The organism is Skermanella aerolata KACC 11604 (assembly GCF_000936425.1).
Taxonomy (GTDB): domain Bacteria; phylum Pseudomonadota; class Alphaproteobacteria; order Azospirillales; family Azospirillaceae; genus Skermanella; species Skermanella aerolata.
In genome coordinates this window covers 1-377 of sequence record NZ_AVFK01000229.1, presented here as the reverse complement: position 1 = coordinate 377, position 377 = coordinate 1, and the positions used below count along the sequence as shown (strand labels likewise).

Annotated in this window: 1 protein-coding gene; it reads left to right on the top strand. The window is 63.1% G+C overall.

Going from position 1 to position 377, the window contains the following annotated elements:
- Positions 1-377 (top strand): transposase (locus N826_RS42710; protein ID WP_211099528.1); only part of this gene is annotated, 377 nt, incomplete at both ends.

Here is a 377-nt window from a genome sequence, read left to right as displayed (position 1 = left end):
GCACAAGCACAGGAATCTCGTTGCCCACGCGCCGAAGAAGCTGCACGACGAGATCAGCGCCGACTACACCGACATGATCTACGGCAAGACGGTGAAGGATATCGAAGCCAGGCGGAAGGCGTTCGTGCGCAAGTGGCGGCTGAAGTGCCCGGCCGTCGCTGCCAGCCTGGAGGAGGCGGGAGCCAACCTGTTCACCTTCCTGCTCTATCCGCCCGATCAGTGGAAATCGATCCGGACGACGAACGCAATCGAGCGGTTGCATGAAGAGTTCAAGCGCCGGATCAAGACCCAGTGCCTGCTGCCCTGCGCCGAGACCGCTTGCATGCTGTTCTGGGCCCTGCTCGCCAGCGGCCAGATCACCCTGCGCCGCGTTGACG